At 63.7% G+C, this 25,353-nt stretch carries 21 protein-coding genes and 1 pseudogene; 16 read left to right on the forward strand and 6 right to left on the reverse strand.

Annotated elements, in window-relative coordinates; genetic code table 11:
* Positions 1 to 4 precede the first annotated feature (4 nt).
* Positions 5 to 406: an alternative ribosome rescue aminoacyl-tRNA hydrolase ArfB gene (gene arfB / locus LQ232_RS02770; RefSeq protein ID WP_230178730.1), complete on the forward strand. Its 402-nt coding sequence runs from the start codon at positions 5 to 7 to the stop codon at positions 404 to 406.
* Here the strand turns inward: arfB and LQ232_RS02775 are convergent.
* Positions 403 to 948 carry a DUF1415 domain-containing protein gene (locus LQ232_RS02775; RefSeq protein ID WP_230178732.1) on the reverse strand — a complete coding sequence of 182 codons (546 nt, stop codon included), beginning with the start codon at positions 946 to 948 and terminating at the stop codon, positions 403 to 405. The genes arfB and LQ232_RS02775 overlap by 4 nt on opposite strands.
* The gene (locus LQ232_RS02780) at positions 945 to 1,160 is read right to left on the reverse strand and encodes a hypothetical protein (protein WP_230178734.1); all 216 of its coding nucleotides are present in this window, start codon (positions 1,158 to 1,160) and stop codon (positions 945 to 947) included. The genes LQ232_RS02775 and LQ232_RS02780 overlap by 4 nt, the downstream gene beginning before the upstream one ends.
* 178 nt (positions 1,161 to 1,338) lie before the next feature.
* Between LQ232_RS02780 and LQ232_RS02785 the strand changes: the two genes are divergently transcribed.
* Positions 1,339 to 4,188, forward strand: a complete 2,850-nt coding sequence (locus LQ232_RS02785) for a GGDEF domain-containing phosphodiesterase (protein ID WP_230178736.1) — start codon at positions 1,339 to 1,341, stop codon at positions 4,186 to 4,188.
* 3 nt (positions 4,189 to 4,191) lie between these two features.
* The gene (locus LQ232_RS02790; protein ID WP_230178738.1) at positions 4,192 to 5,277 is read left to right on the forward strand and encodes a diguanylate cyclase; all 1,086 of its coding nucleotides are present in this window, start codon (positions 4,192 to 4,194) and stop codon (positions 5,275 to 5,277) included.
* A 6-nt stretch (positions 5,278 to 5,283) separates the two neighbouring features.
* On the opposite strand, the gene LQ232_RS02795 is transcribed toward LQ232_RS02790, so the two are convergent.
* The gene (locus LQ232_RS02795) at positions 5,284 to 7,497 is read right to left on the reverse strand and encodes a hypothetical protein (protein ID WP_230178740.1); all 2,214 of its coding nucleotides are present in this window, start codon (positions 7,495 to 7,497) and stop codon (positions 5,284 to 5,286) included.
* A gap of 147 nt (positions 7,498 to 7,644) precedes the next feature.
* Between LQ232_RS02795 and LQ232_RS02800 the strand changes: the two genes are divergently transcribed.
* Together LQ232_RS02800 and LQ232_RS02805 are read left to right on the forward strand one after the other, a co-directional pair.
* Positions 7,645 to 7,908, forward strand: a complete 264-nt coding sequence (locus LQ232_RS02800) for a DUF1653 domain-containing protein (protein ID WP_230178742.1) — start codon at positions 7,645 to 7,647, stop codon at positions 7,906 to 7,908.
* Positions 7,909 to 7,997: 89 nt separating this feature from the next.
* Positions 7,998 to 9,023, forward strand: a complete 1,026-nt coding sequence (locus LQ232_RS02805) for an STAS-like domain-containing protein (protein WP_230178748.1) — start codon at positions 7,998 to 8,000, stop codon at positions 9,021 to 9,023.
* A 45-nt stretch (positions 9,024 to 9,068) separates the two neighbouring features.
* Here the strand turns inward: LQ232_RS02805 and LQ232_RS02810 are convergent, their stop codons facing one another.
* Entirely contained in the window at positions 9,069 to 9,284 is a 216-nt protein-coding gene (locus LQ232_RS02810; RefSeq protein WP_230178750.1) for a cold-shock protein, read from the reverse strand.
* A 231-nt stretch (positions 9,285 to 9,515) separates the two neighbouring features.
* Complete coding sequence (locus LQ232_RS02815) at positions 9,516 to 10,130, reverse strand: hemolysin III family protein (RefSeq protein ID WP_230178752.1); 615 nt, start codon at positions 10,128 to 10,130, stop codon at positions 9,516 to 9,518.
* A gap of 32 nt (positions 10,131 to 10,162) precedes the next feature.
* Here LQ232_RS02815 and dinB point away from each other — a divergent pair, with 32 nt between their 5' ends.
* On the forward strand, positions 10,163 to 11,380 hold the full coding sequence (gene dinB, locus LQ232_RS02820; protein ID WP_371820133.1) for a DNA polymerase IV: 1,218 nt from the start codon (positions 10,163 to 10,165) through the stop codon (positions 11,378 to 11,380).
* Positions 11,381 to 11,432: 52 nt separating this feature from the next.
* Positions 11,433 to 13,295 carry a nucleoside-diphosphate sugar epimerase/dehydratase gene (locus tag LQ232_RS02825; protein ID WP_230178770.1) on the forward strand — a complete coding sequence of 621 codons (1,863 nt, stop codon included), beginning with the start codon at positions 11,433 to 11,435 and terminating at the stop codon, positions 13,293 to 13,295.
* A 3-nt stretch (positions 13,296 to 13,298) separates the two neighbouring features.
* Here LQ232_RS02825 and LQ232_RS02830 read toward each other — a convergent pair whose 3' ends face one another.
* Complete coding sequence (locus tag LQ232_RS02830) at positions 13,299 to 16,079, reverse strand: CHASE domain-containing protein (RefSeq protein ID WP_230178772.1); 2,781 nt, start codon at positions 16,077 to 16,079, stop codon at positions 13,299 to 13,301.
* A 262-nt stretch (positions 16,080 to 16,341) separates the two neighbouring features.
* Between LQ232_RS02830 and LQ232_RS02835 the strand changes: the two genes are divergently transcribed.
* The 9 genes and pseudogenes from LQ232_RS02835 (at position 16,342) to proB (ending at position 25,212) form a co-directional block, all read left to right on the forward strand.
* Positions 16,342 to 17,784, forward strand: a complete 1,443-nt coding sequence (locus tag LQ232_RS02835; RefSeq protein ID WP_230178775.1) for a S41 family peptidase — start codon at positions 16,342 to 16,344, stop codon at positions 17,782 to 17,784.
* Positions 17,781 to 18,581, forward strand: coding sequence for a HesA/MoeB/ThiF family protein (locus tag LQ232_RS02840; RefSeq protein WP_230178776.1), 801 nt, complete (start codon positions 17,781 to 17,783; stop codon positions 18,579 to 18,581). The genes LQ232_RS02835 and LQ232_RS02840 overlap by 4 nt, the downstream gene beginning before the upstream one ends.
* Entirely contained in the window at positions 18,556 to 19,461 is a 906-nt protein-coding gene (locus tag LQ232_RS02845) for a TIGR00730 family Rossman fold protein (RefSeq protein ID WP_230178778.1), read from the forward strand. Before LQ232_RS02840 ends, LQ232_RS02845 begins: the two co-directional genes overlap by 26 nt.
* Positions 19,462 to 19,496: 35 nt before the next feature.
* Positions 19,497 to 20,429: an arginase gene (gene rocF, locus LQ232_RS02850; RefSeq protein WP_230178780.1), complete on the forward strand. Its 933-nt coding sequence runs from the start codon at positions 19,497 to 19,499 to the stop codon at positions 20,427 to 20,429.
* Positions 20,430 to 20,480: 51 nt separating this feature from the next.
* Positions 20,481 to 21,836: a patatin-like phospholipase family protein gene (locus tag LQ232_RS02855; RefSeq protein ID WP_230178783.1), complete on the forward strand. Its 1,356-nt coding sequence runs from the start codon at positions 20,481 to 20,483 to the stop codon at positions 21,834 to 21,836.
* A gap of 136 nt (positions 21,837 to 21,972) precedes the next feature.
* A complete protein-coding gene (gene rplU / locus LQ232_RS02860; RefSeq protein ID WP_230178785.1) occupies positions 21,973 to 22,284 on the forward strand; it encodes a 50S ribosomal protein L21 in 312 nt (103 codons plus the stop codon).
* Positions 22,285 to 22,303: 19 nt separating this feature from the next.
* Positions 22,304 to 22,561 carry a 50S ribosomal protein L27 gene (rpmA, locus tag LQ232_RS02865; RefSeq protein ID WP_230178788.1) on the forward strand — a complete coding sequence of 86 codons (258 nt, stop codon included), beginning with the start codon at positions 22,304 to 22,306 and terminating at the stop codon, positions 22,559 to 22,561.
* A gap of 172 nt (positions 22,562 to 22,733) precedes the next feature.
* Positions 22,734 to 23,709 (forward strand): annotated as a pseudogene (gene cgtA, locus LQ232_RS02870) (Obg family GTPase CgtA); the annotation flags it as partial.
* Between the two features lie 384 nt (positions 23,710 to 24,093).
* Positions 24,094 to 25,212, forward strand: a complete 1,119-nt coding sequence (gene proB / locus LQ232_RS02875) for a glutamate 5-kinase (protein WP_230178790.1) — start codon at positions 24,094 to 24,096, stop codon at positions 25,210 to 25,212.
* Positions 25,213 to 25,353 lie beyond the last annotated feature (141 nt).

Here is a 25,353-nt window from a genome sequence, read left to right on the forward strand (position 1 = left end):
CTCCATGCACGTGCCCATCCCCGACGAAGAGATCGAGCTTCGGGCCATCCGCGCGCAAGGTGCGGGTGGCCAAAATGTCAACAAGGTGTCCAGCGCGATCCACTTGCGCTTTGACATTCGCGCCTCGTCAGCCTTGAACGACGAGCACAAAGAGCGCCTGCTGGCCCTGAGCGACCGCCGCATCAGCGCCGATGGCGTGCTGGTGATCAAAGCCCAGGAATACCGCAGTCAGGAGCAAAACCGCATCGAAGCCTTGCGGCGCCTGGCCGAGCTGGTGGACAGCGTGGCCCGGCCTCCGCGGTTTCGCAAGGCGACCCAGCCAAGCTATGGTGCCAAGCAGCGCCGCCTGGAAGGCAAGAGCCAGCGCTCGCAGATCAAGTCATCCCGTGGCCGGGTGACCGACTAGGTAAAGAGTTTTTTCCAGCCTTCGTGGCCCAGCGCACGCAGGGTCTCGATGTTGTGCTCATAGATGTTGGCCGCATCCGGAAAGGCCTCCACCGCCTTGTCGATGCTGCTTTCGCGCAGCAGGTGCAAGGTGGGGTAGGGTGATCGGTTGCTGAAGTTGTCGATGTCGTCCGCATCGCTGCCCGCGAACTGGTAGTCGGGGTGAAAACTGGCCACTTGCAACTCGCCTTCCAGGTCGAGTTCGCCCACGGCGGCATCTGCCACTTCCAGAAAATCGTTGTAGTCCAGGAAGTCCGTCAGCACACCCGGGTGGATCAGCAGGGTGGTCTCTACCTCTTCCGGGTCGGCTTTTTGCAAAAACTCCAATTCGTGCAGCAGGTCGGCCAGCAAGGCTTCCTCGGTGGTGGCGTCGCTCACCACATACCGGATCTGCCGCTTGATCTGCACGGCCTTGGCAAATGGGCACAGGTTCAGGCCGATCACTGCCTTGTCCAGCCAAAGGCGGGTGGCGGCGATCACGTCATCGTGTGTGAATTTGTTCATGGTTGCGCGTCGTCGGATGTGGCGACGTCCACGGTTTTCTCGATCACCTTGCCGGTCACCGACACGGCGGTGCCCACCACGGTGCCGGCCACGGACACGGCCGTGCCCGCCACAGTGGCGGCGGCGCCCACCACGGCGCAACCCGGCAGGAGGGTCAGGCTCAACCAGGGGAAAAGGCGGCGGCACCAGGTGCGGGCAAGGGCGTGGTTCATGAGGTTTCCGGTAGAAGGCTGCGCATTTTCCCAGGTTCGGGCTGGGCGCATTTAAGTTTGATGGCCCAGGGCCGAAACCTCATCAACGCTGCCGACCAAGTATCCGATCCGGATCGCCTGCCATGAGCCCCTTTTTGAACCGCTGCAAAACCGCTGAGCAGGCCTTCGAGCTTGAGTGGTGCGTGCGTTCTCGCGGGGCGGCCCGATGACGGTGGAGTCGATGCTGCGGCGAAGCCTGTCGGAGCACCAGGCGCTGTTCAAACAGTTGGTGGATGCCTCGCCGGACGCGATCATGCGCCACGATGCCACCCTGCGCTGCGTCTACGCCAACGCCACGCTGGTCTTCGTGTCGGGCCAGCCCCTGGACACCATCGTGGGGGCCATGCCGCAGGAGCTGCCCTTCGTCTTTGACGCCAAGGCCTACACCGAACGCCTGCACAACGTGCTTCGTCTGGGCACCGCAGCCGGCTTCGAAATGGAGTGGGGCCTGCCCGATGGCACCGTGCGTTGGTGCCAGGTGAGGTTGGTTCCCGAGCGGGATGCGGGCGGTTGTGTGGTTGGCGTGATGTCGGTGTGCCATGACATCACCGCGCACAAGGAGTTGCAGGCCAAACTTGAAAAGGCCGAAGAGCTGGCCAAGATCGGGTTTTGGGAGTTGGACCTGGCCAGCAACAAGTCACGCATGTCTGACCATGCTTGCCGCCTGATGGGCCGCCAGCCAGGTTGGGCGCCCACCACCGAAGAACTGCTGGCCCTTCACTCCGAAGATGAAGCCCGGCGCATCAAAAAGCTGTACGAAACCGCCATCCTGAACCGCGACAGCTCGGTTCAGTACGACTACACCGTGGTGGTCAATGGCGAGGTGCGCCACCTGCACCTGCAGGCGGAAATCGCTTACACCGTCAAGGGCAAGCCCAAGACCTTCTTCGCGGTTTCGCAAGATTTCACCGAGCGCGCACTGGCCGACGAGCGGCTGCGCGCGCGCGAGCAAGAGTACCGTGTCCTGGTTGAAAACACCCCTGACAACATCGCTCGCTACGACCGCGATTGCCGCCGGGTGTATGTGAACGAGGCCTTGGTCAAGTGGCTGGGCCAACCCCGCGAGGCCCTGATCGGCGCGCGCCCCAGCGAGCATGTCGACGCTCCCCAGGCGCGTGATTACGAGCAGACCTTGGCGCTGGCCCTCAGCACGGGCGAACTGCAAGAATTCACTTACCGCTTGAAGGACCGGGACCGGCGCGATCGCACCGTCCACTTGCGCATCGTGCCCGAGCGCGACAGCGCTGGCCAGGTGGTCAGCGTGCTGTCGATTGGCCGTGACATCTCGGCCTTGGAGGCCACTGAACGCCGCCTTGAAGATGCCCAACGCATTGCGCGCATCTGCCATTGGGAATGGGATTACGTCAGCCGCCGGTCGTCGATCAGCCGCGTGGGGCTGGATGTGCTGGGCCTGTCGAACTCCGGCGACCTCACATTGGAGGAGTTCCAGGCCATCATGCTGCCGGATGAGCGCGCTTCGACCTTCCAGCTGTACCAGGATGCCTTTGCCAAACGCCTGGGCGAGCTCAGTTACGAGCACAGCCTCATCCTGCCGGACGGCAGCCACCGCGAGACCCACAGCTGGGTGCGCCTGGAATATGGCCAGGACGGGCGGGCCGTGCGGGCCCTGGGCGTCACTCAGGATGTGACCGACCTGAAAGCCCTGCAGCGGCAGACCCACCAGCTGGAGTTCTACGATCCGCTGACCAACCTGCCCAATCGCGCACTGCTGCATGACCGCTTGAAACTGGCCATTGCTGACGCTGGTCGGCAAGGGGGCAGTGTGGGCGTGGTGCTGCTGGACATCGACCACTTCCAGAAGATCAATGATTCGCTCGGCACTGGTGCTGGCGACAACTTGCTCAAAGCGGTGGCGGGGCGCCTGTCCCAGGCCCTGCGCGAGTACGACACCGTGGCCCGCTTGGGCGGCGACGAGTTCGCCATCATCGTGCCGCAGATCCGCCAGCCGTCCGACCTGGACGTGGTGGCCAGCCGCATCAAGCATGTCTTCGAAGTCTCGGTGGCGCTGAACGACACCGAGATTTTCGTGACCGCCAGCGCGGGCATCGCCATGTTCCCTGCCGACGGCACCGAGGTGAACGAGCTGATGGCCCACGCCGACGCAGCCATGTACCACGCCAAGAACTGCGGCCGTGACAACTTCCAGTTCTACGCCCGCGAGTTGACGGCCACGGCGCTCGAGCGCCTGAAGATCGAAGGTGATCTGCGCAAAGCCATTGAGCGCAACGAACTTGAGCTGTTCTACCAACCCAAGGTCGAGCTCTCATCTGGCCGCGTGGTGGGCGCTGAAGCCCTGATGCGCTGGCGCCATCCTGAGCGCGGCCTGGTGCCCCCAGATCGCTTCATCGGCATTGCCGAAGACACGGGCCTGATCATCGACATGGGCGAATGGGCCTTGCGCACGGCGTGCACCGTGGCCCGCCAATGGCACGACCAGCATGGCGAGCCGCTGAAGATCGCGGTCAACCTGTCGCCCCGCCAGTTTTACTCGGGCGACCTGGTGGCCACGGTGGCTCGCGCCCTGGAGGACACTGGCTGCCTGGCCGAGTGGATCGAGTTGGAGATCACCGAAAGTCTGCTTCTCAATGACCGCGTGGACATCCGATCCATGTTGGAGGCCTTGCATGGCATGGGGTTCACCATCGCCATCGATGACTTCGGCACGGGCTACTCGGCCCTGTCTTACCTGACCCGCTTCCCCGTGGATACCTTGAAAATCGACCGCTCTTTCATCCGCGAGCTGACCACCGACCGCGACAGTGCCGTGCTGGCCAAGGCCATCGTGACCCTGGCCCGCAGCCTGCGCATGGAAGTGGTGGCCGAAGGCGTGGAGACTGCCTTGCAACGCGACCACCTGGGGGCCTGGGGCTGCCATCTGGCCCAAGGCTTCCACTACAGCAAGCCGGTGCCTTTGGCCGATTTCGTGGTCATGCTGGCGCAGTGGACACGCGACGGAAAGGGGGGCTGAAACATGGACAACCAAGTGTTGGCCTCGCCCACCCCATCCGATCAGAACACCAGCGCCGAACTCTTTCGCAAGATGATGTTGGGTGTGTCCGTGATGTGCGGTTTCACGCACCTGGCTTTCCTGGTGCTGTTCCACCTCAATGGCATCAAGGACATGGCCGTGATCAACGTGGGCAGCATCCTGTGCTACGTGCTCACCTTTGGCTTGGCCTGGCGCCACCGCGTGAACTGGGCGTGGATGCTGATCACCACCGAGGTGGTCGGGCATGCCGTGCTGGCCGTCTTCTACGTCGGTTGGGACAGCGGCTTTCACATCTACATCATGTGCGTACCGCCCGTGATGGTGGTCAGCACCTTGCCTTTGTGGCGCGGCAAGGTCCCGGTCGTGGTCGGTTTGATGGCCCTGTACCTTTGGCTGGACGTTGCGCGCCGCGATGCCGCGCCCTTGTTCGAGCTTGACCGCTCCGTGCTCAATGGCCTGCACTACTTCACCGTGGTCACGGCCTTGACCATCCTGGTCCTGCTGGCAGGGATGTACTACCGCTTCGTGCTACAAAGCGAGCAACAGCTGCGCGAGATGGCCACCACCGATCCGTTGACCCGCCTGCGCAATCGCCGCAGCGTGCTGGACACCTCCGTGGCCGAAGCCGTCAAGCAGCGCCGCGATGGACGGCCCTTGTCCTTCATCCTGTGTGACGTGGACCACTTCAAGACCGTGAATGACACCCATGGCCACGAGGCCGGTGACGATGTGCTCAAGGCGGTGGCCAAGATCCTGCGCTCCGGTGTGCGCGAGGTGGACCACGCCGCGCGCTGGGGCGGTGAAGAGTTTCTGCTGCTTCTGCCCGAGACCGCCTCGCCCGGCGCGGAGCTGGTGGCCAACCGCCTGCGCGAAGCCATTGCCGCGCTTCGGGTGCCTGGAAAGGACGGCCCTTTGAACGTGACCATGACCTTCGGCATCAGCAACCTGCACCTTGACGAGCCCATCGATCAGGCCATTGCCCGTGCCGACAAGGCCCTGTACCGGGGCAAGCACGGAGGCCGCAACCGGGTTGAATTGGCCACCGAGGATGTGCTGCTGCGGGCCTGACCCGGTTCAGCTCGGCAGGGCCACGGTGGACAGCACGAAGGCCCGCACGTCGCTGGCGTCGTAGCCCAGCTCGGAACCCCAACCGTCCGTGGCCATCGAGTCCACGTACAGGTTCTCACTGAAGCCCGCCACCACGCAGTCCATGCTGCTGCAGCCCGGGGCCGGGTTCAGCGTCATGAGGTTGTTCACGGTCTCGACCGCGGTGCCGCCTCCGGTGTCCTCGTTGACCAGCGTGCCCGGGTCATCCACCGACGAGTTCCGGCTGACCACCGCTTGAGTGCCACGCACGACGCTGAAGCTGTACTGCGCAAAGCCGTGCGGGTGGTAAGCGGTGTAGGGCATGGCCACGTTGTCTGCGGGCTCCGAGATGAGCACGCCGCAGCACGGATCGGCCAGCGTCGCCCCGATCGATGGGGCGCCGATGGACGCGAAGCAGCGGTTGTTGTCCACATGCAAGGTGATGACCATGCTGTTGCCCGACACGAGGCCCAGCGGTGCGGCATCGGTGGTGTAGATTGTGCCGCTCAAGTCGGGCACATCAGGCACCACGTACTTGATGTCCAGTGCCCCGACGTTGATGGGCTGGCCTTGTGCATCGAACAGGTCCACCTTGAGCTGGTAGTGGTCGCTTTCATCGGTGGTGCCCGACACGGTCGTGCCGTCTTCGTGAAAGACCAGGCCGGGTGCAAAGGCATTGGTCGGGAACTTGGCACTGCTCAGGTGTTCCACGATTTCACCCGCACTGGGTGGGGTGTCCCACACGCCTTCAGGCGCCACCGAGGCATAGGGGATCTTGGTCAGGTCGGGCACGAAGCTTCCGCTGCCATCGGCCACGGGGGCCGGCCCCAAGGTGTAAGGCGTCCACGCCGGCACATCGCCAGTGGGGGTGCTGACCTCGTGCCGGTAGTAGTGCTGGATGCCATCCTTGAGCGCCACGAAGCTGCCACTGGTGCCGCGTCGCCATGAGACCTGGTAGTAGCGCACGCCCAGGGCTTCCAGCTCGTTCGAGAACAACAGGCGCGGGCGCAGCAAACTGCCCCAAGGCTGCCCCGCCTCCGTCAGGCCCAGCTTGGCCGCCACTTCAGCGGGTGGCTTGGTGTCGCGCAGCTCTTTGCTGGTGCCGTATATCTTGCTCAAGGGCGTGCCGCCAATGGCCAGGAAGGCCACCCAACGGCCATGGCCCTCGGGGCCGACCACGGGCGGGCAGGGCGAGCAGGTGTGGGCCAAGGGGCTGTTGGTGTACAGCGTGACCTCGGTGCCGCACTGGTAGTCCCACCAGGTATGGCAGGCGATGGGCGTGGGCGCGTAGATCGACACGTCGAAAAAGCCGAACAGCTTTTGCGTGGCCTTGAAGTACAGGTCGGGCGTGTCGTGGTTCAGGCAGCCTTGGAAGAACAAGGTGCTGAAGTGGCCGCACTCGTCGGTGTGCGCGGTGCCCACGCGCTGCTTGGTCACGAAGCGTGGGTAGAAGTAGCACAGCAGGGGGCGGATCAGGATCGGGTTCTGGATCAAGGCTTGCTGAAACTGCAGGCGGCTGCCCACCTTGGCCACGTAGCGCAACTCGGTGGCATCGCTCAGCTGTGTCAGCAGGCGCGCCCCTTCGGCATCCAGCCGGTGCTCGGACTGGGCCATGCGCACCAAGGGGGCCGACGGGCCGATCTCAGGCCGAGGCTCCGGGAAAGGCCGTGGCTTGACGATCAACTCGCGGATGCGCTCGATGACCAGATCGGGCAGCTTGGGGATGATGATGAACAAGGGGTCCACTTCGTAGATCTCGACCGTGGCGTTGCACACCGGGAAGTTTTCCCAGGTGCCCCCAATCTGCACGCGCTTGATCAAGTTGCCTTTCACAAAGCAGGCACTGCGCCACCAGCAATGCCAGATATCAGGAAAGACTTTGAAGCGCGCCTGCAACACCGGTTGACGCGGGTTGTAGCGCAGGTGCTGCTCCAGCGCACCCCGGCGAATCAGCTCGTCAAAGCTGGGCAATTTCTCGGTGGTGGCGGGCCCCACCAGCACACGCAGGCTGGTGGCGGTGGCCGCGGCCGTGAACTTCAGACGGGCCTCGCCCTTCTCGGTCAAGGGGGCGCTGGCCAGCAAGGCGGCCTCCGAGCTGAAGACATAAGCGACCGCGCTGGTCTTGCCGTGCGAGGCCGTATCGTCGGGCAGTTCGGCCTGCACGACAATGTCGATGGGATGGGTGTTGTCCGAGGTGTTCATGGTCCGCACTCCTGAGTTGATGCACCTTGTATCAAGGCTTGTGGCGACTCTAGGACTGTGGTGTGCTCTGTGCTTCCCCATACCTTAGGGATGAGGCTGGTTCACATTAGGGGGCATCATCACCCACGCCATTCAAGGAACCAAGTCATGAGTGAAGAACGTCCTGTGCTGCCATTGCCCACCCTCAAGCTGGGCATCTACCGCCACTACAAAGGTGAGCGCTATCAGGTCTATGGCGTGGCCCGCCACAGCGAGACGCTGGAGGCCTTGGTGGTCTACCGGCCCCTGTATGGTGAAGGCGCTTTGTGGGTGCGGCCCTATGCCATGTTCACTGGCCGCATCGCCATCGATGGGGTAGAGCAACCTCGTTTTGAATGGGTGGATGCGGGCCACGACGGCGCCCTGCATTGATGGAATAGCGGGCATTGCGCCGGTCAATTCAGCGTTTAAGTTTTTGGGGCGGGGCCAGATACTGAGGTCAGCTGAAAAGGATGCCGACCATGTCACGCCTCAACCTTCACCACATGATGGGCTGGATCACCGCCGCCGTGGTTCGCCATCCCCACGACCTGATCGCCCACGTCGCCGAGCGCGTGCAGGCCAGCAGGCCTGCCGCGCGCAAAGCCGTGGCGCGATTGGTGGACGCCGGTTGGTTGGTCAAAGAGGGCAGTACCTCCCGCCCCGTGTACCGTCCGGGGTCGTTTCGCCAAGTGGTGACGAGCTACCCTTTGCAAGGCCTGGTCGAAGACGTGCCTTGGGAGCGCGACTTCATGCCCAACTTTGTGTTGCCGCCGCAGGTGCAGCGCATGGCCCAGCACGTCTTCAACGAGATCCTGAACAACGCGATTGACCACAGCGGCGGCACCACCGTCACCGTGTCTTTGCGCCAGACGCCCAACCACGTGCAGCTGCTGGTGTCCGATGATGGCCGGGGCCTGTTCGACCGCATCCGCGAGTCATTCGCCATCGACGATGCGCAGCACGCCATGCTGGAGCTCAGCAAAGGCAAACTCACCAGCCAGCCTGACCGGCACACCGGCCGAGGCCTGTTCTTCTCGGCCCAGTTGGCCGATGTGTTCGAGGTGCATGCCAATGGCTCGAACTTCCAGCGCCGTGGCTGGGACGGTGGCGGCTGGCATTGCGGCAAGCCCTTGGCCCGCCAGGGCACGTCGGTTTACGCGTCCATTGCGCTGGACACCGAACGCACTTTGGATTCGGTCTTGAACGTGTGGAGCATCGACCGCCAGGGCATCGCGTTTGACCGCACCCGCGTGCCTTTGCGCCTGCTGCTGTCGACCAACACCGCCTTGGATTCGCGCTCGCAAGCCCGCCGTGCGGCGTCAAGGTTGCAGCAATTCAGCCATGCCCGGATCGACTTCAGTGGCGTGTCCGACATTGGCCACAGTTTTGCCGACGAATTGTTCCGCGTGTTCGCGGGCCAGCATCCTGAGCTGGAACTGGTGGCCGAGAACATGTCGCCCAAAGTGGCCAACCTGGTCCACGCGACGATTTCCGGCCAGGCATGAAAAAAGCGGCCTGAGCCGCTTTTTGGTGCGATCACCGCGCGCTGATTACAGCGGGCGAATGTTCGAAGCTTGGGGGCCCTTTTGGCCTTGCTTGACTTCGAATTCCACGCGTTGGTTTTCTTGCAGGCTGCGGAAGCCGCCTTCGCTGCGGATTTCGCTGAAGTGGGCGAACAGGTCCTTGCTGCCATCTTCAGGAGCGATGAAGCCAAAGCCCTTGCCGTCGTCAAACCATTTCACGGTGCCAGTTTGTGTCGTACTCATGGATGTTGTTCCTTGTAGAGTGATTGAAAAGATTAAGAATCCGCGCAAGCTTGCTTTGGGCAAAACCTGTGCGGCAGAAACACTCAAGAAACGTCAAACCGGGAGTTGAAACCTGGACCGTGTCGGCAGCGTTGAACAAGTTCAGCGTGCGTGGCGGTAGAAAACGAAGACCTTGAGGAAACGGTCTTGTGCATGTCTGTGGGCTTAATGTACCTGCATTGCACCAAAATGTCACGCCACGAATTTCAGCACGGTGAAATAGTGGCTGGCGGTGCCACCCAGCACGAACAGGTGCCAGATGCCATGGGCGTGCCGCATGCGCTTGTCGATCACGTAGAAAATGATGCCCACGGTATAGAGCAGCCCGCCCGCCACCAGCCAATGCCAGCCACCATCTTGCAGACCATCCATCAAGGGCACGGCGGCCGCCACGCCGCACCAGCCCATCAGCACATACAGTGGCACCGAAGGCACAGTGTCACGGCCCCACCACAGCTCCTTGCAGATGCCGATGGCGGCCAGCGTCCACACAAAGGCGAACAGCGACCAGCCCAGCGTGCCGTGCAAGGTGACCAGGGTGAAGGGGGTGTAGGTGCCGGCGATGAGCAGGTAGATGGCGCAATGGTCGACCTTGGCCCAGCGCTCCTTGCTGGCGCCGCGGATGCTGTGGTACATCGCCGAGGCCGCGTACAGCAGCACCATCGTCAGGCCAAAGATGCTGAAGCTGACGATCTTCAAGGCATCGCCTGCTTGCAGTGCCTGGGCGACCAACACGGCCGAGCCAGCCACGGCCAAAGCCAGCCCCAGCAAGTGGGTGGCACTGTTGAATCGTTCCCCGTGGTACATGACAGCAAGCCCTGTTTGATGTGACGTTGATGATGACACGCTCTTGGGTGGCCCACCTGGACATGGACGCGTTTTACGCCTCCGTGGAGCTGCTGCGCTACCCCGAATTGCGGGGGCAGCCCGTGGTGATCGGGGGTGGTCAGCGTCACCAACCTGTCATGCAGGACGATGGCACGCGCCGCTTTTCAGTGCTGCGCGACTATGCCGGCCGGGGCGTGGTCACCACCGCCACCTACGAGGCGCGCGCCCTGGGCGTGCATTCGGCCATGGGCATGATGAAAGCGGCGGTGCTGGCGCCCCAGGCCGTGCTGCTGCCGGTTGATTTCGAGCAATACAGGCACTACTCACGTCGCTTCAAGGCCGCCGTGGCCGAGATCGCGCCAGTGATTGAAGACCGGGGTGTCGATGAGATCTACATCGACCTGAATGCTTTGCCCGGCGTGCACGATGCCGTGGGTGATGATCCCCATGGCGGCGTGCGCGCCTTGGCTCAGCGCATCAAGGACCGGGTGCGCGAGGCCACGGGCCTGAGTTGTTCGGTGGGCGTGACGCCCAACAAGCTATTGTCCAAGCTGTGCTCAGACCTGGAAAAGCCCAATGGCCTCACGGTGTTGACCGAGGAAGACATCCCCACGCGCATCTGGCCTTTGCCCGCCAAGCGCATCAACGGCATTGGCCCCAAATCTTCGGCCCGCCTCGAAGCCTTGGGCATCCACACCATTGGCGACCTGGCCGCGGCCCAACCCGCTTGGCTGATCGAGCAGTTCGGGGCCAATTACGGGGCTTGGTTGCACGAGGCCGCGCATGGCCGCGATGACCGCATGGTGGTGACCTGGCGCGAGCCCAAATCCATCAGCCGCGAGACGACCTTTGAGCGCGATCTGCACGCCCGCGACGACCGTGAGGCGCTGGGCGAGATCTTCACGCGCCTGTGCGAAAAGCTGGCGGGCGATCTGCTCCGCAAGGGTTATGTGGCCAAGACGATTGGCGTCAAGCTGCGCTACACCGACTTCAAGATCGCCACGCGCGAGATCACCTTGCCCGCCCACACGGCCGACGCCCGCGACATCCGCCTGTGGGCCGGCCGCTGCCTGAAGAAGGTGCCGCTGGACCAGCGCCTGCGTTTGCTGGGGGTGCGCGCCGGGGCCTTGTGCAAGCTGGAAGATCTGCCCGCCTTGGAGGCGGCATCCGGCGTCACGGAGCGGCCGCTCGAATACACCTTGCCGCTGTTCGACTGGAACGAGCCATGAACCCAGCGCACAATGGAGGGTTAGGCCATCGCGGCCCTTTGCCTTGCCCACCATGATCTGGAACCGACTCGACCGCATCGCCCACGTTCTGCGCCCACACCGCCAGGCGGCCGTCCTTTTGATCGACGCTGGCTTGATCGTGCTGGCCTGGCACGCCACCTACCTGTTCCGCATGGGGGTCGAGCGCTGGCTGCACGAACGCCCCGCTTACGACACGGTGGTGCTGTTCGGCGTGATTGCGGTCTACAGCGCTGTGTCCTGGGCACTGGGCGTGCCGCGCGCGGCTTGGCGCTACACCAGCTTCAACGAGATCACGCGGCTGGGTTGGGTCTGCCTGGGCGGTGGCCTGGCGAGCGCGGTGGTGGTGTTGATGGCGCAATTGGTGGAGATTCCTCGCGCTGTGCTGGCTTTGCACCCTTTCATGGTCCTGGTGACCTGGTCATTGGCGCGCATGTTGGTGCGCATGCTCAGCGAGCAATCGCGAGCGCGGCGCCAGGGTGGCGATGCCACCGGGCGCCGGGCCCTCGTGTTGGGCGCGGGCGCGGCGGCCAAATTGCTGATCGCGGGCATCCAGCACCGGGGCTGGACCGTGCTCGGCTTGCTCGATGACGACCCGCGCAAGCATGGGGCCCGCATGGCCGGCGTCACCGTGTGGGGCGGCCTGGACAAGCTCAAGGACGAAGGCACGCTTGACGACGTGACCCACCTGGTTCTGGCCATGCCCTCCGCCACAGGGGCTCAACGCAAGCGCGCCCTCGACATGGCCGCCGCAACAGGCCTGCCCGTGTTGACCGTGCCCAGCGCCGATGAGCTTCGCGAAGGCGGCTCGCGCATCGACCGCGTGCGCGACATCGAACCTGACGACCTGCTGGGCCGCGAACCCGTCAAGCTGGACGAGTCCGCGCTGTCGGCCCTGATCAGTGGCCAGACTGTGATGGTGACAGGCGCGGGCGGCTCAATCGGCTCCGAGCTGTGCCGCCAGATCGCGCGTTTTGGGCCCAGCCGGCTGGTGCTGTTCGAGCTGAGCGAATTCGCGCTGTACAACATCGAGCAGGACTTGAGCGAGCGCTTTCCGCGTGTGCCGCTGGTACGTCTGGTGGGCGATGTGAAAGACTTGCCCGAACTGCGCCGCGTGATGAACGCGCACAGGCCCGACCTGGTCTTCCACGCGGCGGCTTACAAGCACGTGCCCTTGATGGAAGACGACAACGCCTGGATCGCCCTGCGCAACAACACGCTGGGCACCTACCAGGTGGCGCAGGCGGCGGGTGAATGCGGCGTCAAGCGCTTCGTGCTCATCTCCACCGACAAGGCCGTCAACCCGACCAATGTGATGGGCGCCACCAAGCGCGCGGCCGAGATGGTGGTGTCGCACTGGGCCGCCCAGATGCCCGGCACGCGCTACATGGCCGTGCGCTTTGGCAATGTGCTGGGCTCCAGTGGCAGCGTGATCCCCAAGTTCAAGGAGCAGATCGCCAAGGGCGGGCCGGTCACGGTCACGCACCCCGACATCACTCGCTATTTCATGACCATCCCCGAGGCGGCGCAACTGGTGCTGCAGGCGGCGGTGCTGGCCGAATCGGGCCAGGTTTTCGTGATGGACATGGGGGCGGCGGTGCGCATTGCTGACCTGGCGCGCGAAATGATCCTGCTGTCCGGCCACACCGAGGCCGAGATTCCCATCGTGTTCAGCGGCCTGCGCCCCGGCGAGAAATTGTTCGAAGAATTGCTGGCCGACGCCGACACCTCGCTGGCCACGCCGCACCCCCGGTTGCGCCTGGCCCAATTGCGTGGCGAATTGCCCGCCGACTGGATCGAGCGCCTGCTGGCCTTGGCCCAGGACGAATCGGCCAGCGTGCCCAGCACCTTGCGCCAGCGCCTGCATGGCCTGGTGCCGGAGTACCAGCCCCGGTGATGCTCAGGTGTGCGTGGCCAGCAGATCGTCCACGTGCACCAACAAAGCGGGCAACTGCACGGGCTTGGTCAGGTAGCAATAGGCCCCTGCTGACAGGGCGGCATCCACCTGTTCGGGCATGGCATCGGCCGAGATCATGATCACCGGCGTGGCCGCCGTCTGCGGGTTGGCCTTCATCAGCTTGAGGAATTCGATGCCCGAGGCGTCGGGCAGGTGCACATCCAGCAAGACCAGGTCGGGCGCGGGCCCGGTGACGCGGTCGTGCAGCACGGCCAGGCCTTCCTCGATCGTGGGGGCCACGGTCAGCTTGATCCACCCGCGCGACGCCAGTGCGCCACGCACGACTTCGCTGTTCACGTGGTTGTCCTCGACATACAGCACATGCCGCACGGGCTGGTTGACCTTGGTGATGACGCTGGTGGGGGCTGGCGCCGGTGGTGCCATGGGCTTGGGCATGAGCAGCTTGACGGCCGGCAAGGTCAAGGTGAAGGACGACCCCTTGTTTTCTTGGCTGACCACGTCCAGTTGGCCGCCCATCAGTTGGGCCAGGTGCTGGCTGATCACCAGGCCAATGCCCGCGCCATCGGGGGCCACCCGTTCGCGGCCCAGGCGGTTGAAGGGTTGGAACAGTTGGCTCAGTTGTTCAGGGCTCAAGCCCAGCCCGGTGTCCTCCACGGTCACGCTGATGCATTCTGGCTGGTCCGGCAGCGATGCCATGCCCATGGACACTTTCACCGAGCCCTCCGGGCGGTTGTACTTGATGGCGTTGCTGAGCAAGTTGATCAGGATCTGCCGCAGGCGGATCGCGTCGGCCTGCACGCCCCAGCCGGCGGGCGCGGGTTCCGGGTCCAGCAAACGGACCTGCTGCTTCTGGGCCAGCTCACGGACCATTTCCATCGCGGCCACAACGGCCTCGTTGATGGGCACCGCCTCGGTGTTCAACTTGAGCATGCCGGTGTCAATTCGGGACAAGTCCAGCACGTCATCGATCATGTCCAGCAAATGCCAGCCTGCCTGCTGGATTTGTTGCAGCCGCTGGGATTGCGATGGCGCCAGCGGGGACTGCCGGTCCAGGTCCATCACCTGCGCGAAACCCAGCACGGCGTTCAGCGGGGTGCGCAGCTCATGGCTCATGCGTGACAGGAATTCGCTCTTGGACCGGTTGGCGGCTTCAGCTGCCGCCTTTTGTCGCCGCGCCACGTCCATCGCGGCTTCCACCCGCCTCGTGTGTCCGGTGATGACCAGCAACAAGGCACCCAGCGCCGCGGCGAGCACAACACCGCCAATGGCCAGGAGCCAGGACCAGGCAAGCCCGGCAACCACGGGCACCGGCGCATGGGCCCAGGTCACCAGTTGCCATTGGCGGCCCGCGAATTCGATGGGAATGACTGTTTGATAGGCTTGCCTAAGCTCCTTCACACCGCGGGCACATTGGGGCGCCCCACCCAGGAAAGCCTGGGACGCATGGCTGGCGTCCATCAGGCACGCGCTCAGGTACGAGGGCAGCCCGTGGGTCATTGCCTTGATCATGTCGTCCATGCGCAGCGCCAGAAACACCGCCCCTCGGGTACTGCGGACGCGGGCTTGCGGGGTGTAGGGCTGGCCTTGGTAGATCGCCCTGTAAACCACCACGCCTGTTTGCTGGCCTGACTCCTGCGCCAACTCAAGCCCCTTGGTGGCAACGGGCCGGTCTTCGCGGCGTGACTGCTCGAAGGCGTCTTTGGCGGCGGGGCTGGACAGGGAGTTGTAGCCCAGCGCCTTCTCATTGCCGGCCATGGGCTCCAAAAAGCGGATGGCGGCCACTTCGGGCCCTTTGGGGACGAGGTGCGCGCGCGTGTCGTGGACCTGGTACTGGGGCAGGCCTTCGGCGTGCTGGCGTCCTTCAAAACTGGGAATCTGGTCCAAGGTCAAACGTTCGGTCCAGCCCATGGCCTGGATGCCGCTCAGCGTTTTCAGCCAATGGGTGCTGGCCAACTTGAATTCCTGCCGGCTGACCTCGGATGATGCGATGTACAGGCCATGCAGGGCCTCCAGGGCGCTCAGGTAGCCGTTGAGCCGCAAGTTCACAGCATTGGTCACGGCCTCCACATCGTGGTCGAACACGGCCTGGGCACGTTCTTCTTCCCACAACTGCACCTGATGGATGGTCAATCCCAGCAGCAAGGTGGTCACCAGCAGCGGCACGCCCACGATCAAGCGGCGGGCTCGCCACAAATCGACCGGTCGGCCCACCAGGGTCAGCATCATGGGTGTGCCAATCAGCACGCCCAAGGTGTCGCCGGCCCACCAGGACAAGGCGGTTTGGGGGGCTTGCGAGGCCGGCAAAATGCCCAGAGCGACCATCGCGGGAACCGACATGCCGGCGTTGACGAGGCAGGCCACAGGCCCCGCCACCAACAAAAATCGCCCGATGTCGAGGGGTTTTTCCAAGGGCAATCCTTCGTCCGCCCCAGGCCCTGACCAGCGCGCGGCCACCCAGGCCTGCAAGGCGCCGCCCAGGCAAGTGACCACCGCCAGCGTCAGGAATGGCCAGAAACCGACAGGATCTTGCGCTTGCCAGTGCGCGATGGTGAGCACGGTGGCCGAGCCCAGGCCCACCGGCAGCACCATGGCTTTTCCCCAGCCCAGAACGCAGGCCAAGCCAAATCCCGCCGACAGGTACAGCGGCTCCACATGGTCTTGCGGCGAGGCCAGCCCCAGGGCCAGAACACCCGCCGCGGTGTAGACCAGCCAGGTGATGAAACCCCGAGTCCACGGCGAGGTGGGGGCTAAAGCCTGGCGCATGGACGTCCTTCCGAGTCGCGGTGAGTGGATTTTTTGGCGCACGATAGCACCCATTGTCCCCAAGGCGTGAAGGGGGAGATCCGGGGGGGAGCGTCAGCTTCTCGCGACTAAACGGTGCAAAGCCCCATACAGAGGCCAAGTTCTGGCCTTATTGAACTTTGTCCTGCGTTGGGCGGTCCTATACTGGAAAAACATTTCGCCATCTGAGGGTTTCAGGTGGCATCGCTGGGTTCGTTGCGGGTTCGAAAAGGCACCATTGGCCATGACTTCCAAATTCAAGATTGCGGGCTGGGTGGCACTGGGTGTGCTGGCCGGCGGTTTGACCACCATGCAGTTCCAGGCCACCGCCCGCAATACAGTGGCCCCGTTGCCGCTCGAAGAGATGCAGCAGCTGGCCGCCGTGTTCGGCATGATCAAAACCGATTATGTCGAGCCGGTCGATGAGAAAAAGCTCATCAGCGATGCCATCGGCGGCATGGTCTCGGGCCTGGACCCGCACTCCACTTATTTCGACAAGACCACTTTCAAGGAGTTCCGCGAAGGCACCACGGGCAAATTCGTGGGCGTCGGCATCGAAATCGGCATGGAAGATGGCCTGGTCAAGGTCGTCTCGCCGATCGAAGGCTCGCCCGCCTTCCGCGCTGGCCTGAAGAGCGGTGATTTGATCACCAAGATCGACGACACCTTCGTCAAGGGCCTGACCATGGACCAGGCCGTCAAGCGCATGCGCGGCGAGCCCCAGACCAAAGTGGTCCTGACCATTTTCCGCAAGCTTGAAAACCGCAGCTTCCCGGTCACCATCACCCGTGAAGAAATCCGCGTGCAAAGCGTGCGGGCCAAGATCGTTGAGCCCGGCTACGGCTGGGTTCGCGTCACCCAATTCCAGGATCGCACGGTCGAAGACTTCGTCGCCAAGGTCGACAAACTCTTCAAGGACGACCCCAAGATGAAGGGCCTGGTGCTCGACCTGCGCAACGACCCGGGCGGCTTGCTGGAAGGCGCCATCGCGGTGTCGGCCGCTTTCTTGCCCAAGGACGTGACGGTGGTGTCCACCAACGGCCAGATCCCCGAGTCCAAGGCCATCTTCAAGGCCCGCCCCGAGGACTACACCCGCCGCCTGGGTGCCGATCCCTTGGCCAAACTGCCTGCCGCCATCAAAAACGTGCCACTGGTGGTGCTGGTCAACGAAGGCTCGGCCTCGGCCAGCGAGATCGTGTCGGGCGCCCTGCAAGACCACAAGCGCGCCACCATCATGGGCGCACAGACCTTCGGCAAGGGCTCGGTCCAGACCGTGCGCCAGCTGACGGCCGACACAGCGCTCAAGATCACCACGGCGCGCTACTACACCCCGAGCGGTCGCTCCATCCAGGCCAAGGGCATCGTCCCTGACGTCATGCTGGACGAAACCGCCGAAGGCAATCTGTTCAGCGCCCTGCGCATGCGTGAAGCCGACCTGGAAAAGCACATTGCCAGCGGGCAGGGTGCCGAGTCCAAAGACGCAGCCCGCGAAAAAGCGCGTGAAGAAGCCATGAAGAAGCTGGAAGAGGCTTCCGCCAAGAAGAACGATCCCCCCAAGCCCCTGCCCGAGTTCGGCAGTGCCGAAGACTTCCAATTGCAGCAGGCCCTCAGCCAGCTCAAGGGCAAGCCGGTGGTCGTCTCCAAAACCATGACCGAGCGCAAGCCCGAGGACACCAAGGCGCAGTGAACGACGACCAACGCCTGCGCTACAGCCGCCATCTCTTGCTGGATGAGTGGTCGGAAGAGGCACAGACGCATCTCTTGAACGCCCACGCCCTGGTCATCGGGGCGGGCGGTCTGGGGGCGCCAGCGCTGATGTACTTGGCCAGCGCTGGCGTGGGGCGGATCACGGTGATCGACCCGGACACCGTTGACCTGACCAATCTGCAGCGCCAGATCGTGCACACCACCGAGCGTGTGGGCCAGACCAAGGTGGCGTCGGCCACCCAGGGGCTGGTGCAACTCAACCCGCAAGTGCATGTTCACGCCGTGCCCCAGGCCGCCGATGCCGCGCTGCTGGCGCAATGGGTTCCCCGGGCGGATGTCGTGCTGGATTGCACCGACCACTTCGCCATCCGCCAGTTGATCAACCGGGCTTGTGTTGCTGCTGGGGTGCCGCTTGTCTCGGCCGCTGCGGTGCGCTTTGACGGCCAGATCAGCGTCTTCGATCCCCGCGCACCGGGCTCGCCCTGCTACGCCTGCCTTTTTCCGCCCGACCAAGCGCCGCCCGAAACGCGCTGCGCCACCCTCGGAATTTTCGCGCCCGTGGTGGGCATGCTGGGCGTGATGCAGGCGGGCGAAGCGCTCAAATTGCTGGCCGGCTTGCACGAGCATGAGGCGCACTCCTCGCTGGCGGGCCGCTTGCTGATGCTCGATGGCCGCAATTGGCGATGGACTGAATTGAGGGCGCGCCGCGAGCCGGCGTGCCCAGTGTGTGGACCCCAAGGCACTGAACAACATGAACAACCCCAAAGAACTGCTTGAACGCAATTTCCCCACAGCGGTTCAGGATGCGCGCAACGCCGCCAAGCCCTCGCTCTACGCCGGGGCTGACAGCAGCTACGACCTGGCTTTTGCAGATCCGGAATTCCTGCTCAACCCTGACCTGCGCCCCGTGCGCATGCAGCTCGAACTGCTCAAACCCGAGATGGTTCAGCGCGAGGAGGGCATCAAATCCACCATCGTGATGTTTGGCAGTGCCCGCATCCTGCCGGCCGACGAAGCCCGTTCACGCCTGGCCGATGCTGAGGCCCTGCCCGACGGCTCCGAGCGCGAAGTGGCCGTGCGGCAGGCCCGCCGTCACGTGGACATGTCCCACTACTACGAAGAGGCGCGCAAGTTCGCCACCCTGGTCACGACACATTCGGCCCAATTGCAGACACCGATCTACGTGGTCACCGGTGGCGGCCCCGGCATCATGGAAGCGGGCAACCGCGGCGCCTTCGAGGTGGGTGGCAAAAGCATCGGCCTGAACATCGTGCTGCCCCACGAGCAAGAGCCCAACCCCTACATCACGCCCCGCCTTTGCTTCCAGTTCCATTACTTTGCCCTGCGCAAAATGCACTTCCTGATGCGTTCGGTGGCCCTGGTGTGCTTCCCTGGCGGCTTTGGCACCCTGGACGAGCTGTTCGAAGCGCTCACCCTGATGCAGACCGGCAAATGCCGCAAGCGCCCCGTGCTGCTGTTCGGGCGCGAGTTCTGGACCAAGCTCATCAACATCGATCACCTGGTGGACACCGGCATGATCAGCCCGGGCGATGTGCACCTGTTCCGCTATGTTGAAACCGCCGAAGAGGCCTGGGAAACACTGCAGCAGGTCTATGGCCTGGGCCGGCCAGACGAGGATTCCGCCTGCGGCTGGTGACGTCGCCGCCCACACCATCAGCATAAGGGGCCCGCATGAACCACAGCACCCTCAGATTGATAGGCGCCCCCACCGACGTGGGCGCCAGCATGCGTGGTGCCGGCCTGGGGCCGGAAGCCCTTCGCGTGGCCGGCTTGCCCGAAGCCCTGACCCGCCTGGGTTTGACCGTCAACGATGCGGGCAACCTGACAGGGCCGACCAATCCCTGGCAGCCACCGGTCAATGGCCACCGCCACCTGAAAGAGGTGCTGGCCTGGAACCAGCAGGTTTTCAACGCCGTGTCCGCCGCCTTGGCCGCAAGCGAAATGCCCATGCTGCTGGGTGGGGACCACTGCCTGGCCATGGGTTCGATCGGCGCCGTGGCCGCGCATTGCCGCGCCACCGGGCAACACCTTCGGGTCATCTGGCTGGACGCCCATGCGGACTTCAATACCAGTGACATCACACCCAGTGGCAACCTTCATGGCATGCCCGTGGCCGTGTTGTTCGGCTTGGGGCCAGATGATTTGGTGCACCTGTCCGCAGCCGGTTTGCCGCAGCCAGCCCTGGCGCGCGACGAACTCCGCCTCATCGGCGTGCGCAGCGTTGACGATCAAGAGCGCCAGTTCGTGCATGCCCAGGGCCTGGAAGTCTTCGACATGCGCCACCTGGATGAGCATGGCATGCGCGCCGTCATGCAGCAGGCCCTGATGGGTGTCGACGAGCGCACACACCTGCACGTCAGTTTCGATGTTGACTTCCTCGACCCGGACATCGCTCCCGGCGTGGGCACGGCCGTGCGCGGTGGTCCCACCTACCGCGAGGCCCAGCTTTGCATGGAAATGATCGCCGACACCGGCCGCCTCTCATCCCTGGATGTGATGGAGCTGAACCCGGCCCGAGACTTGCAAAACCGAACGGCCGAACTGGTCGTTGACCTGGTCGAAAGCCTGTTCGGCAAATCCACCCTCATGCGCTTGCGCAGCTGATGAGGGTATTTTCCGACTCAGATCTGACGGTTTCGTGCCGATAAGTGCCATATGAGCCTGCCCGGAAAAACAGCTTTGGTCCTCACTGGCGGTGGCGCCCGCGCCGCCTACCAGGTCGGGGTGCTTCAAGCCATGATGCTGATCCGCCGCGACAGTGGCGAAAAGCAGCGCGGCAATCCCTTTCAGATCATCTCTGGCACCTCGGCCGGCGCGCTCAATGGCATGGCCCTGGCCTGCCGTGCCGACCACTTCGAACTGGCGGTGCGCGCCATGGTCGAGGTCTGGCGCGATTTCAAATCCGAGCAGGTCTACCACTCCGACTCATTGGGCATCATCCGCAGTGGCGCCCAATGGTTGACGCTGTTTTCGCTGGGTTGGGCCCTGGCCCGCTGGCGCCGGGCGCGCCCGCGCTCTCTGCTGGACAACGAACCTCTGCGCGAACTGCTGCCAGATCTGTTCAAGATCGACCGGTTGCCCAAGCTCATGGAGGAAGGGCATCTGCACGCGGTGGCGATCTCCGCGTCCAGCTACACCACCGGCGAGCACGTCACCTTCTACGATTGCGCCGAACCCGTGGCCTCCTGGGACCGCTCGCAACGCATCAGCGTGCGCGATAGCCTGTCCATTGAGCACCTGATGGCGTCCAGCGCCATCCCATTCGTGTTCCCGGCCGTGCAGTTGTCGGTCAATGGCCGGCCTCATTATTTTGGCGATGGCTCCATGCGCCAGGCCGCACCCATGTCGCCGGCCATCCACCTTGGTGCCGACCGCATCCTGGTGATTGGGGCTGGGCGCCTGCACGAGCCGCCCGCGCCGCGCGATGCCATCCTTGAGTATCCCAACCTGGCGCAGATCGCTGGTCACGCCATGTCCAGCATTTTCCTGGACGCCCTGGCGGTGGACATCGAGCGCATGAAACGCGTCAACAGCACCTTGAGTCTCTTGTCGCCTGAGGCGCGTGAGCGCTCGTCGCTGCGCCCGGTCGATGTCCTGGTGATCGCCCCCAGCCAGCGCATCGACGACATCGCCGCCCGCCACCTCTGGGCGTTGCCGCCCGCCGTGCGCGGCATGCTGCGCGCCGTCGGCGTCTACGGTCGGGGCAAGACCGCCCGGGGCTCTGCGCTGGCCAGCTACCTGCTGTTCGAGTCCTCATTCACCCGCGAGTTGATCCACCTTGGCTTCACCGACGCCCTGGCCAAACGCGATGAGGTGACCGCCTTTTTCGGCTGGGGCGCCCCCAAAGATGGCTCGGCGCCCGGTGAGGGCCTGGACCCATTCAGCCAGGGGATGGGCGAGGGAAGCAGTCCGATCATCCACACCGCCGACTCCCTGGAAAGCAGGGCGGCCGGGGTTGATGCTTGCAAACACGGCCGGCCCCGTGGTAGTATCGAGAGCTTCGCACTTTGAGTGTGCGGAGATTCGTCGCCCTCTTTTCAAGATTTGCAGCAATGCGGCACGTGTAGAAGACCCGGGATTTTTTCCGATCTGATCGCCGTGTTTTTGTTTTTGAGAGGCGGGCATCAGATATTTGAAAGGTCTCCCTATGTACGCGGTCATAAAAACCGGCGGCAAGCAATACAAAGTTGCTGCTGGCGAAAAGATCAAAGTAGAACAGATTACTGCGGACGTTGGCCAAGAGATCGTGATCGACCAAGTTTTGGCAGTCGGAATCGGCGCTGAAATGAAGATCGGCACGCCCTTGGTGGCTGGCGCAACCGTCAAAGCAACTGTTCTCTCGCAAGGCCGTCACGACAAAGTGCGCATCTTCAAGATGCGTCGTCGTAAGCACTATCAAAAGCGCCAAGGCCATCGTCAGAACTACACCGAGCTGCAAATCAGCTCTGTGAACGCTTAACCCACCAAGGAGCAGATCCATGGCACAGAAAAAGGGCGGCGGTTCCACGCGGAACGGCCGCGACTCCCAACCAAAAATGCTCGGCGTGAAGGCTTTCGGTAGCCAACTCGTTTCGGCTGGTTCCATCATCGTCCGCCAACGCGGCACCCGCTTCCACGCTGGTACCAATGTTGGCATGGGCCGCGATCACACCCTGTTCGCGCTGGTCGATGGCACCGTGTCTTTCACTGTCAAGGGTTCTTTGAACCGCAAGACAGTGGTCATCACGCCAGTCTGATCGCCTCATCGGCGGCTTGGCCTTCGGGTCTGGCTGCTGGCGGGCTTTCAAAACAAGGCCCCGGCTCGCCGGGGCTTTTGCGTTTTTCGCCGGCGGCCAAGGCGGCCGGCAACCATGTCGATAATCACCGGGTTTGATCCGGTCGCGACGGCAACACAAGGACACACGCCCCATGAGATTTGTCGATGAAGCCACGATTGAAGTGGCCGCAGGCGATGGCGGCAGCGGTGCCGCGAGTTTCCGCCGTGAGAAGTTCATCCCCTTTGGCGGCCCCGATGGCGGCGATGGCGGGCGCGGCGGGCACATCTACGTGCAAGCCGACCGCAACATCAACACGCTGATCGACTACCGCTACGCCCGCAAGCACTTTGCCCGCAATGGTGAGCAAGGCCGTGGCGCGGACTGCTTCGGTGCCGCCGGCCCGGACATCACCCTGCGCATGCCAGTGGGCACCATCATCCGCAACTTCGAAACCGGCGAGGTCATCAAGGAGATGATCGAGCATGGCGAGATCTACCTGCTGTGCAAGGGCGGAGATGGCGGCTTTGGCAACCTGCGCTTCAAGACCGCCACCAACCGCGCACCCAAAAAGAAAACGCCCGGCTGGCCTGGCGAGAGCCTGAAGATCAAGCTGGAGTTGCGCGTGCTGGCCGATGTCGGCTTGCTGGGCATGCCCAACGCCGGCAAATCCACGCTGATCACGGCTGTGTCCAACGCCCGCCCCAAGATCGCCGACTACCCCTTCACCACGTTGCACCCCAACCTGGGCGTCGTGCGCGTGGGCCCCGAGAAAAGCTTCGTCATGGCCGACATCCCGGGCCTGATCGAAGGGGCCTCCGAAGGGGCTGGCTTAGGGCACTTGTTCCTGCGCCACCTGCAGCGCACCCGCGTGCTGCTGCACGTGGTGGACATGGCCCCCTTCGATGACGAGGTGGATCCGGTCAAGCAGGCCAAGGCCATCGTCAACGAGTTGAAAAAATACGACAAGGCGCTGGCCGACAAGCCGCGCTGGATGGTGCTCAACAAGCTGGACGTGGTCCCGCCTGAAGAGCGCGCCCAACGCGTGGCCGATTTCATCAAGCGCTACAAGTGGAAGGGCCCGGTCTTCGAGATCTCGGCCTTGAGCCACGAAGGGTGCGAACACCTGGCCCTGAAGATCTATGAATTCGTGGCCAGCCTGCAAGAGCACCATGAAGACCGCGACATCCGCTTCGACTTCACCGAAGAGGATGCCCCGCTGAGCCTGCCAACCGCCCTCACGGTGATGGACTTGCCTGACCTTGAATCGCTGGTGCCCGCCAAGAAGGTGTCCGCCAAGAAAGCAGCCGCCAAAAAAGCAACCGCCGCGAAGAAGGCGCCTGCCAACAAGGTGGCCGCGAAAAAGGTTGCTGCCAAGAAGGTCGTTGCCAAGAAAGCAGCCGCCAAAAAAGCCAGCGCCAAGAAAACCGCCGAGGCTCCCGAGGCCTATGTGCCCGACGTCGACGATCCTCGCTTCCGCTGATCCCTCCTCCTCTCACACCGCGCCTTGAACCATGAATGACGTCCTGAAAAACGCCCGCCGCATCGTGGTCAAGGTGGGCTCCAGCCTGGTGACCAACGAAGGCCGCGGCATTGACGCCGAAGCCATCGGCACCTGGTGCCGCCAACTGGCCGCCCTGGCGCAGGATGGGCGCGAGGTCATCATGGTGTCCAGCGGCGCGATCGCCGAGGGCATGAAGCGCCTGGGCTGGGCCACGCGCCCCAAAGAGCTGCACGAATTGCAAGCCGCAGCGGCCGTGGGCCAGATGGGCTTGGCACAGATGTACGAGACCAAGCTCAGCGAGCATGGCCTGGGCAGCGCGCAGGTGCTGCTCACGCACGCTGACCTGGCCGACCGCGAGCGTTATCTCAATGCCCGTTCCACCTTGCTGACGCTGTTGTCGCACCGCGTGGTGCCGGTCATCAATGAGAACGACACGGTCGTCACTGACGAGATCAAGTTCGGCGACAACGACACCCTGGGAGCGCTGGTCGCCAACCTGGTCGAGGCCGATGCCCTGGTCATCCTGACCGATCAAAAAGGCCTGTACAGCGCCGACCCGCGCAAGGATGCCAACGCCCGCTTCATCGATGTGGCCACCGCGGGTGATCCGGCGCTGGAGCAGATGGCGGGCGGGGCAGGGTCCAGCATTGGCCGTGGCGGCATGATCACCAAGGTGCTGGCGGCCAAGCGCGCGGCGGGCAGTGGCGCCAACACGGTGGTGGCCTGGGGCCGCGAGACCGATGTGCTGGTGCGCCTGTCGCAGGGCGAGTCCATTGGCACCTTGTTCGTGGCCACCACGGCCAAGGTCGCTGCCCGCAAGCAGTGGATGGCCGACCACCTGCAACTGCGAGGCGCGGTCATCATCGACGATGGCGCGGTGACCAAGTTGCGCGACGAAGGCAAGAGCCTGTTGCCCATCGGCATGACCGAAGTGGTGGGCGAGTTCCACCGCGGCGATGTCATCGCTGTCCGCAATGCCCAAGGTCAAGACGTGGCACGTGGCCTGGCCAACTATGCCAGCAGCGAGGCCCGACGCATTGCGCGCAAGCCTTCCACCGAGTTCGAAGCCTTGCTGGGTTTCACCAGCGAGCCCGAAATGATCCACCGCGACAACCTGGTCCTGGTCTGACCGATCCCCTTTAAGTGGGGGCTACGGGTTCCCCCTGTCTGTCATGGGTGTCAATTCCGCGTTGAATCAGGGTCCTCGTTGTTATTGATGAACAATGTGGAACCATTTGGTGGTGCGGATATCCACAAAGCGTGGAGACAT

It is taken from the genome of Aquabacterium sp. CECT 9606, from assembly GCF_918741295.1.
In the GTDB taxonomy this organism is placed as follows: domain Bacteria; phylum Pseudomonadota; class Gammaproteobacteria; order Burkholderiales; family Burkholderiaceae_C; genus Aquabacterium.

Excerpts from the sequence above, each read along its gene's own strand:
- arfB (WP_230178730.1), top strand. The coding sequence starts at position 5 with ATGCACGTGCCCATCCCCGACGAAGAGATCGAGCTTCGGGCCATCCGC.
- LQ232_RS02775 (WP_230178732.1), bottom strand. The coding sequence starts at position 948 with ATGAACAAATTCACACACGATGACGTGATCGCCGCCACCCGCCTTTGG.
- LQ232_RS02780 (WP_230178734.1), bottom strand. The coding sequence starts at position 1,160 with ATGAACCACGCCCTTGCCCGCACCTGGTGCCGCCGCCTTTTCCCCTGG.
- LQ232_RS02790 (WP_230178738.1), top strand. The coding sequence starts at position 4,192 with ATGGACAACCAAGTGTTGGCCTCGCCCACCCCATCCGATCAGAACACC.
- LQ232_RS02795 (WP_230178740.1), bottom strand. The coding sequence starts at position 7,497 with ATGAACACCTCGGACAACACCCATCCCATCGACATTGTCGTGCAGGCC.
- LQ232_RS02800 (WP_230178742.1), top strand. The coding sequence starts at position 7,645 with ATGAGTGAAGAACGTCCTGTGCTGCCATTGCCCACCCTCAAGCTGGGC.
- LQ232_RS02805 (WP_230178748.1), top strand. The coding sequence starts at position 7,998 with ATGTCACGCCTCAACCTTCACCACATGATGGGCTGGATCACCGCCGCC.
- LQ232_RS02810 (WP_230178750.1), bottom strand. The coding sequence starts at position 9,284 with ATGAGTACGACACAAACTGGCACCGTGAAATGGTTTGACGACGGCAAG.
- LQ232_RS02815 (WP_230178752.1), bottom strand. The coding sequence starts at position 10,130 with ATGTACCACGGGGAACGATTCAACAGTGCCACCCACTTGCTGGGGCTG.
- dinB (WP_371820133.1), top strand. The coding sequence starts at position 10,163 with ATGACACGCTCTTGGGTGGCCCACCTGGACATGGACGCGTTTTACGCC.
- LQ232_RS02825 (WP_230178770.1), top strand. The coding sequence starts at position 11,433 with ATGATCTGGAACCGACTCGACCGCATCGCCCACGTTCTGCGCCCACAC.
- LQ232_RS02830 (WP_230178772.1), bottom strand. The coding sequence starts at position 16,079 with ATGCGCCAGGCTTTAGCCCCCACCTCGCCGTGGACTCGGGGTTTCATC.
- LQ232_RS02835 (WP_230178775.1), top strand. The coding sequence starts at position 16,342 with ATGACTTCCAAATTCAAGATTGCGGGCTGGGTGGCACTGGGTGTGCTG.
- LQ232_RS02845 (WP_230178778.1), top strand. The coding sequence starts at position 18,556 with ATGAACAACCCCAAAGAACTGCTTGAACGCAATTTCCCCACAGCGGTT.
- rocF (WP_230178780.1), top strand. The coding sequence starts at position 19,497 with ATGAACCACAGCACCCTCAGATTGATAGGCGCCCCCACCGACGTGGGC.
- LQ232_RS02855 (WP_230178783.1), top strand. The coding sequence starts at position 20,481 with ATGAGCCTGCCCGGAAAAACAGCTTTGGTCCTCACTGGCGGTGGCGCC.
- rplU (WP_230178785.1), top strand. The coding sequence starts at position 21,973 with ATGTACGCGGTCATAAAAACCGGCGGCAAGCAATACAAAGTTGCTGCT.
- rpmA (WP_230178788.1), top strand. The coding sequence starts at position 22,304 with ATGGCACAGAAAAAGGGCGGCGGTTCCACGCGGAACGGCCGCGACTCC.
- proB (WP_230178790.1), top strand. The coding sequence starts at position 24,094 with ATGAATGACGTCCTGAAAAACGCCCGCCGCATCGTGGTCAAGGTGGGC.